The sequence below is a fragment of the Rhizobium sp. SVR5-2C genome, assembly GCF_056755115.1.
Genome location: NZ_JBNDHT010000540.1, coordinates 1 through 242 on the forward strand (window position 1 = coordinate 1; position 242 = coordinate 242).

A 242-nucleotide genomic window follows, 5' to 3' on the forward strand; every position below is an offset into this window, starting at 1 on the left:
GCTCTGGGCGTTGCCTGGGGCATTGACCTCGCAGTTTGCTGCCCTCGCCGGTGCGTGTGTGGTGGGCGCGCTGGTATTCGGCGTCGCCTGGGGCAAACGTCTCTCCCCCGTCACGCTTATTCTTGCGGGGCTGGTGGTGAGCCTGTACTGCGGCGCGATTAATCAGCTGCTGGTGCTGTTCCATCACGATCAGCTGCAGAGCATGTTCCTCTGGAGCACCGGTACGCTCACCCAGACCGACT

General features: G+C 63.2%; 1 protein-coding gene. It reads left to right on the forward strand.

All coding sequences use genetic code 11. From position 1 onward, the window contains the following. On the forward strand, window positions 1–242 hold a 242-nt coding region (locus ACPYOI_RS36825; protein ID WP_481424279.1), incomplete at both ends, for an iron chelate uptake ABC transporter family permease subunit.